Genomic DNA, 7,758 nt, shown 5'->3' with positions numbered 1-7,758 from the left:
CAGGCCCAGGTCCAGCACGCGGACGCCGGCCAGCGGGGCCTTCAGCTTCGCCTTCTCCGGCCCGGCCTTCGGCGCGGGCTTCGCGGCCAGGGCGGCGGCCTCGGCCTTGATCTCGGCGGTATGCTGGCCGGCCGCGGGGGCGGGACCGCCGGGCGTGCCTGGCGTCTTCTCGAACTCGATGACCACGCCGACCTGGCGGATCTTGCCCAGCTCGGGATCTTCGACCTCGCGCACGCAGCCGTCGGCCAGCAGGATGGGGTCGGCGAGGGAGATCTCCGGCGTGCGCGCCTCCTGCATCGGCACGTCGGCGGCGGCGGCGGCGGCCAGCCAGTCGTCGCAGCCGAACTTCTTCACCCGCTCGGCCAGGATCGGCTGGTAGTGCGCGATGACGAAGGATTCCTCGACGCCGCTGCCGAAGCGGTTGGGGTCGTTCTGCACGGAGAGGTCGGGGTTGGCGTCGATGACGTCGCCTTCCGAGGCCCCGAGGATGAAGCGCGGGTTCGGCACCCAGTTGTGGATCCAGCGGCCGTCCTTGCACTCGAAGTGGCCCTTCGGGGTGCGCGAGGTGTTGATCCAGGTGTTGAACCCGTCGGCGTCAGGCTTCTCGGCCCGCATCCAGCCCAGCGGCGCGGAAGCCCCGACGCCCTGCAGCAGGGTGGTCTCCACCCATTGGCCGCGGCCGGTGGTCTCGCGCGCGAACACCGCGGCGTTGATGGCGGTGATCGCGCCGTAGAAGGCCCCCATGCTGGCCGCCGGCATCGCCGTGGTCATCGGGCCCGGGCGCGGCGGGCCTTGCAGCCAGTCCCACGGGGCCTCCAGGCCCTCGATCGGGTCCTCGCCGCGGGCCATGTGCATGACGTTGGTCTCGGGCCAGCCGCGGTGTTCCCAGTTCAGGCCGGTGCGGGCGGCGACCAGCAACTCGTAGCCGGGCCGGTCGGAATGCTCGTTGTCGCGGCCGTAGGCGGTGATCGAGGTGTAGATCAGCCGCGGGTTCAGGGCCGACAGGGTGTCGTAGTCGACGCCCAGATTCTTGGCGACGCCCGGGGCGTAGCTCTCCACCAGGATGTCGGCGTGGGTCGCCAGGGTCTTGAAGGTCGCAAGGTCCGCCGGATCCTTCAGGTCGAGGATCGCGCTGCGCTTGCCCCGCTGCCAGGTCTTGTAGCCCAGTTCGGTGCGGCTGGACTTGCGGAAGGGGTCGCCGCCGGGCGGCTCGATCTTCACCACGTCCGCGCCGTGGTCGGCCAGCAGCATCGCCGCCATCGGCCCCGCGATCCCCCAGGAGAGATCCAGCACCCGCAGTCCCGAAAGCGCGCCTGCCATCGCTATTTCCTTCCCTGTCGCCGCCTGGCGGCGGACCGTCCGACGCGGCGAGACTTAGGTCGCCTGTCGCCATCCAGCGACGCCGGATTGCGACAGGACGGACGACGAAATCTGACTTCACCATCCTGCCCGAGCGGCCAGTCTACCCCTTGCGCGCCGGGGCCGAAAGGCTTTCGCCTGACAAGGCGCGAGCCCCGCGGTAACCCTGGCCCGGCATGACCGACGCCCCCCGCCCCGCCCCGTCGCCCCTCTCCAGCGCGGCCCTGCTGGAGATGGCCGCCTACGGCGACGGGCTTGCCGCCTCGCCGGCGGGCGCCGCGCCCTACCTGGTCTGCCGTCCGGAACGCGGGCTCGCGGCGGCGGAAGCGGACCGGATCGCAGCCTGGCTGCGGGAGCGTCCCTGCCCCGTGGTGGGGCTCGGCGGCGCCGACGCCGATCCGCAGATCCTCGCGGCCTGCGACGTGGCCCTGGAGAGCGAGGCGGCGCTTCCCGGCCTGCTGGGGGCGATCGCGGCGGCGCCGCTGGCGGCCATGGTGCTGGCGCAGGTGCTGCGGGTCACCGAGGCGATGGCGGTGAGCGAGGCGCTGGTGGTGGAGTCCCTGGCCTTCGCCACGCTGCAGGACGGGCCGGAGTTCCGGGCCTGGCTGGCCCGGCGGCCGCCGATGGCGCTCGACGCCGACCCCGGCCCGCCGCTGCGCCTCGAGCGCGACGGCGACCGGCTCCTGGTCCTGCTGGACCGGCCGGCCCGGCGCAACGCCGTCGACCGGCGCATGCGCGACGCCCTGGTGGAGGCGCTGGCGCTGGCGCTGGCCGACGACAGCGTGGCCGAGGTGGAGATCACGGGCGCCGGGCGCTGCTTCAGCATCGGCGGCGACCTGGCGGAGTTCGGAGGGACGCCCGACCCGGCCACGGCGCACATGATCCGCATGCTGCGCTCGCCCGCCCTGGCCCTGGCCCGCGTGGCCCGCAAGCTGACCTTCCGGGTGCATGGGGTGAGCATCGGCGCCGGCGTGGAGTTCGCCGGCTTCGGCCGCCGGGTGACGGCCCGGGCCGGCGCGTCCTTCCAGCTTCCGGAGGTCTCCATGGGCCTGATCCCCGGCGCCGGCGGCTGCGTCAGCCTGCCTCGCCGGATCGGGCGGCAGAAGACCGCGCTCCTCGCCCTCTCGGGCCGGCGGATCAATGCGGCGACCGCGCTCGCCTGGGGGCTGGTCGACGCCGTCGAGCCCTGAGGCCGGACGGCCGCCCCCAGGTCCGCGAGAGCGCAAATCCGGTGAGCTCAATCAGGCTTCAACTTGTCTTTTCGACCCTTTTTGCTATCTTAATGAGGCCGAGACGCGCTTGCTCATAAAGCCGCGCCGGAGTCCGGCAGGACTGGCCGTTCGATTTAGGAATGCTGTTCATTGGGTTGGCGACAGGTGACTTTCCCCACATCTCCCGGGACTCGGACGGCCGTCTCCCCACGCGAACGTTCTTTGCGGGCCCGCGCGGGCTCTTCGGAGGAGCGGATGAACAACGCGGCCCTCGCCAGCCAATACACGGAGATCCTGCTGGAGACGGCCCGCCAGAACGGCCTCGACGGCAACGCCCTGTTCGGGGACGAGCCGGTGTTCGCCACCCGGGGCCGCAAGCCCGCATGGAGCAATTACCAGCTCGGCGTGATGCAGGTGAACCTGAAGTACACCATGAACGACGACTTCTGGGGCATGCTGGGCGACGCCCGCGTGCCGCTCGGCACCTTCCGCTACGCCTGCGAGATCTGCATCCTCAGCCGGACCCTGGGCGAAGCGCTGGAGCGCGTCTACAGGCTCTACGGCCTGGTCTCCGATGGGGTGAAGTACCACCTGGACGTGGACGACGGCCTGGCCTCCATCACCATGGAGCTGCCGGGACGGGCGACGCAGCGCAACGACTTCCTGTTCGAGTGGTGGCTCTGGCTCTGGCACTACGTCTCGCAGTGGTTCGTGGGCGCGGAGATCCAGCTGGTGCGGGTCGATTTCCCGCACCAGCCGATCGGCGAGCGCCGGCACTATGAGGCCGTCTTCGGCCCCAACTGCCACTTCGAGAGCGACGTGGCCCGCATCACCTTCGACAAGGCCATGCTGGACAGGCGGATCGTCCGCAACCTGGCCGACGTGGATCGGATGCTCGCCAGGAAATCGGTCTCGCTCAGCACGCCGGAGATCGAGCGCAGCTGCAAGACCATCGTCAAGGCGGCGCTGACCGCGCACCTGGAGCAGACCAACACCATGCCGACGCTGGAGCAGCTGGCCCTGGAGCAGGGCGTCTGCGGCCAGACCCTGCGCCGCCGGCTGCAGGGCGAGGGCATGAGCTACCGGGCGCTGAAGGCCCAGGTGCGCGGCGAGGTGGCCCGCCGCTGCCTGACGCGGCAGGGGGCGACCATGAGCGAGGTGGCCTCCCGCGCCGGCTTCGCGGAGCCCAACGGCCTCACCCGCGCCATCCGCAGCTGGACGGGCCTGAGCGTCACGGAGTTCCGGCGCGCGGTCGCCGAACAGACTTGATCCCCGCCGGCCACGAGGCTCCCGAGGACCCCGGTCCCTCCGCCGACTACGCGAACCGGCTGCTGGCCTTGCTGGACGTGGAGGTGCGCGTCGCCGCGGCGCCGGAGCCGCATCCCGCCGTGCAGTGGGCCGAGAGCGGGGCGATGGCGCTGACCGGCCCGGCGGACGGCGAGCCGCTGGTCTGCCCGGCCCATCTGCCGGCCTGTGCGCGGGGGGCGGCCGAGGCTTTGCGCGCGCTCTCCGGACAACCCCTCGCCGAGCTGGGCGATGCGGCGCTGCTGCTGGGCGAGCGGGCCGCGCTGGCCGGACTTTCGAGACAAGGCGCCGCGTCGGCGGGCGGGGCCTGCCGGTTCATACGGGCGGCCGACGGCTGGACGGCGGTGAACCTGGCGCGGCCGGAAGATTTCGCCCTGCTTCCGGCGCTGCTGGAGGACGAGGCGGCGGCGGACTGGGACGGCCTCCGCCGCGGCGCCGCGTCGATGCCGGCCGCGGACCTGGTGGAACGGGGGCGGCTGCTGGGCCTGGCGATGGCCGCCGAGGGCGAGACGCCGGCTGGCGCGTGGTTCGCGCTGGAGCGCATGGGCGGCGGCGCGCGGCGGACGGGGCCCCCGGTGGTGCTGGACTTCTCGTCCCTCTGGGCCGGCCCGCTCTGCGGCCACGTCCTGGGGCTGCTGGGCGCGCGGGTCATGAAGGTGGAGAGCCTGTCGCGGCCGGATGGGGCCAGGCTTGGGCCGCCGGCCTTCTACGACCTGATGAACGGCGGCAAGGCCAGCGTCGCCCTCGACCTTGCCGCGCCGGAGGGCCTGGCGAAGCTGCGCCGGCTCCTGGCCCGGGCGGACATCGTCATCGACAGCGCCCGGCCGCGCGCCTGGGCGCAGATGGGCCTTGATCCCGCAGAGGTGATCGCCGGCAATCCCAGCCTGACCTGGCTGAGCATCACCGGCCACGGACGGGCGAACGGCTACTGGACCGCCTATGGCGACGACGCCGGGGTCGCGGCCGGCCTGTCCGCGGTGACGCCGCGTCCCGGCGGGCGGCCGGTGTTCGTGGGCGACGCCGTCGCCGATCCGCTCACCGGCCTGCACGCCGCCCTGCTGGCCTGGGCGAGCTGGCGCGACGGCGGCGGCCGGCTGGCCTCGCTGGCGCTGAGCGGGGTTACGGCCCACGCGCTGGCCTTCCGGCGCGCCGCGGACCCAGCGGGCCGGGCGCAGGCCTGGACCGAGGACCTGCGGCGGCGGGGCGTCGCCGCGGCGCCACCGCAGGGCCGCACGCCCCGGCGCGCGGCGCGGGCGCTGGGGGCCGACACCGAGGCGGCGCTGGACGACCTGGACGCCGCCCGATGCTGATCCGCGGCGCGGAACTGGCGGGCGGCGGCGTCGCCGACGTGCGCGTGGCGGAGGGCGCGATCGCCGCCGTGGCCCCTCGCCTCCCGGCCGAACCGGGGGAGGAGGTGATCGAGGCGAGCGGCGACTTCCTCTCGCCGGGCCTGCATGACCACCACATCCACCTGATGGCCTACGCCGCGGCGCTGGACTCGCTGGCCTGCGGCCCGCCCGAGGTGTTCGACACGGCCGAGCTGGAGGCGGCGCTGGCCGCCGCGGCGTCCGGGTCGGGCTGGCTGCGGGGCGTCGGCTACCACGACTCCGTGGCCGGGCCGATCGACCGGCGCTGGCTGGACGTGCGCATCCCGCACCGGCCGGTGCGGATCCAGCACCGCTCCGGGCGCCTGTGGATCTTCAACAGCGCCGGCCTGGCCGCCCTGGGCGAGGCCGGTCCCTGCGAGACCGTGGACGGCGAGCCCACCGGCCGGCTCTACGACGGCGACCGCTGGCTGCGCGGACGGCTGGCGGGCGCGCCGCCGGACATCGCCCGGGCGAGCCGGGCGCTCGCCAGCTACGGCGTCACCGGCCTCACCGACGCCACGCCGCGCAACGGGCCGGCGGAGCGGGCGCTGTTCGACGCCTGCGCCGCCCGCGGCGAGCTGCTGCAGCGCATGACCCTGATGGGCGCCGAGCACCTCGACGGCCCTCGCAAGCTGCACTTCCACGACTACGACCTGCCGCCCCTCGACGAGGTGGTGGAGATCGTCCGGGCGAGCCACGCGGCCGGCCGCACCGTCGCCGCCCACTGCGTCACCCGGGTGGAGCTGACCTTCATCCTGGCGGCCCTGGCGGAGGCGGGGGCCCGGCCCGGCGACCGGATCGAGCACGCCGGGGTCTGCCCGCCGGAGGCGCGCGACGAGATCGCCCGCCTCGGCCTGACCGTGGTGACCCAGCCCAACTTCATCGCCGAGAAGGGCGACGACTACCTGGCCGAGGTGGACGCGGACGACCAGCCCTGGCTCTACCCGGCCGCCAGCCTGATCGCCGCCGGCGTCCCGCTGGCCGCCGGCAGCGACGCCCCGTTCGGCGGTGCGGACCCCTGGGCCGCCATGCACGCGGCGACCCGCCGGCGAAGCCGCCGCGGCCAGGCCGTGGGCCTCTGCGAGATCGTCACCCCGGAGCGGGCGCTGGCCCTGTTCACCACCCGGCCGGAAGCGCCGGGCGGCGCGCCCGGGCGCGTCGAGGCGGGCGCGCCCGCCGACCTCTGCCTGATCGACCGTCCCTGGGCGGCGGCCCGCGAAGACCTGGGCGCGGTGCGGGTGCGCCTGACGCTGATGGACGGACGGACCACCTGGCGGGCGCCCGGCGACGCCGAGGCCGCCCGGGGCTGAGTTCCGATTGCGTGGGCGCGGCGTCCGCCGCTACAACACGGCCATGACCGACAGCGCCTTCGAGCCCCTCCCCTTCGCCCGCGGCCCGGCGATGAAGAACCGCTTCGTGCTGTCGCCCCTCACCAACATGCAGAGCCATCCCGATGGCCGGCTGTCGGAGGAGGAGCACCGCTGGCTGCAGATGCGGGCCGCGGGCGGGTTCGGCCTGACCATGACCTGCGCGACCAGCGTCCAGGCGGTGGGCAAGGGCTTCCAGGGCCAGCTCGGCGCCTTCTCCGACGACCACCTTGAGGGCCTGGCGCGCCTGGCCGGAAGCATCCGCGCCGCCGGCAGCGTGTCGGCGGTCCAGCTGCACCACGCGGGCTCGCGCGCGCCGGCCGAGCTGGTGGGCCAGCCGGTGTCGTCCTCCGACGACGCGGCGGGCGGCGTCCGGGCGCTGACCACGGCGGAGGTCGAACAGCTGGTCGAGGATTTCGTCGCCGCCGCGGCGCGGGTCGACCGCGCCGGCTTCGACGGCGTCGAGATTCACGGCGCCCACGGCTATATGCTGACGCAGTTCCTCTCCCCGGAAACCAACCGCCGGCAGGACCGGTACGGCGGCTCGCTGGAGAACCGGGCGCGGATCGTCTTCGAGGTCGTCGACGGGGCGCGCCGGCGCTGCCGCCCGGATTTCCAGATCGGCCTGCGGCTGTCGGCCGAACGGTTCGGGCTCAGGCTCGGCGAGATGCGCGACGTGGCGCAGGAGCTGATGGACCAGGGGCGGGTCGACTACCTCGACATGTCGCTCTGGGACTACGCCAAGGCGCCCGAGGACGACGGGTTCAAGGGCCGCAGCCTGATGTCCTGGTTCACCGACCTGCGGCGCGGCGCCGTGCGCCTGGGCGTGGTCGGCAAGATCGCCACGGCGTCCCAGGCCTTCGAGGCCCTGTCGCAGGGCGCCGACTTCGTCCTGATCGGCCGCGCGGCCATCCTGCACCACGACTTCCCGGACCTGGCGAAGCGCGACCGCGACTTCCGCGCGGTGGCCACGCCGGTGACGCCCGCCTACCTGCACAGCCAGGGGGTGAGTCCGGCGTTCGTCGACTACATACGCAGCTTCAAGGATTTCGTGACGGCGTCATAGCGCGGCCCGCAGCGCGCCGCCCGCGCAACCTCGGGGGAAGTTGGGTGTTGTTCCGCTCAACGGCCGGCATGCGGCCGCGGCTC

Annotated in this window: 6 protein-coding genes; 5 read left to right on the top strand and 1 reads right to left on the bottom strand. The window is 73.9% G+C overall.

Annotated features, from left to right (window positions below):
• Positions 1–1,320 (bottom strand): CaiB/BaiF CoA transferase family protein (locus VGL30_RS03425; protein WP_331536802.1); only part of this gene is annotated, 1,320 nt, incomplete at its 3' end.
• Positions 1,321–1,535: 215 nt separating this feature from the next.
• Between VGL30_RS03425 and VGL30_RS03420 the strand changes: the two genes are divergently transcribed.
• The 5 genes from VGL30_RS03420 (at position 1,536) to VGL30_RS03400 (ending at position 7,675) form a co-directional block, all read left to right on the top strand.
• Positions 1,536–2,549, top strand: coding sequence for an enoyl-CoA hydratase/isomerase family protein (locus VGL30_RS03420; RefSeq protein WP_331536799.1), 1,014 nt, complete (start codon positions 1,536–1,538; stop codon positions 2,547–2,549).
• Between the two features lie 276 nt (positions 2,550–2,825).
• On the top strand, positions 2,826–3,839 hold the full coding sequence (locus VGL30_RS03415; RefSeq protein WP_331536796.1) for an AraC family transcriptional regulator: 1,014 nt from the start codon (positions 2,826–2,828) through the stop codon (positions 3,837–3,839).
• Entirely contained in the window at positions 3,836–5,185 is a 1,350-nt protein-coding gene (locus VGL30_RS03410; protein WP_331536794.1) for a CoA transferase, read from the top strand. Before VGL30_RS03415 ends, VGL30_RS03410 begins: the two co-directional genes overlap by 4 nt.
• Positions 5,179–6,552: an amidohydrolase family protein gene (locus VGL30_RS03405; protein ID WP_331536792.1), complete on the top strand. Its 1,374-nt coding sequence runs from the start codon at positions 5,179–5,181 to the stop codon at positions 6,550–6,552. Before VGL30_RS03410 ends, VGL30_RS03405 begins: the two co-directional genes overlap by 7 nt.
• 43 nt (positions 6,553–6,595) lie before the next feature.
• Positions 6,596–7,675, top strand: coding sequence for an NADH:flavin oxidoreductase (locus VGL30_RS03400; protein ID WP_331536790.1), 1,080 nt, complete (start codon positions 6,596–6,598; stop codon positions 7,673–7,675).
• Positions 7,676–7,758: the final 83 nt, after the last annotated feature.

Source organism: Phenylobacterium sp., from assembly GCF_036502675.1.
In the GTDB taxonomy this organism is placed as follows: domain Bacteria; phylum Pseudomonadota; class Alphaproteobacteria; order Caulobacterales; family Caulobacteraceae; genus Phenylobacterium.
This window is presented reverse-complemented; position numbering and strand designations above follow the sequence as displayed.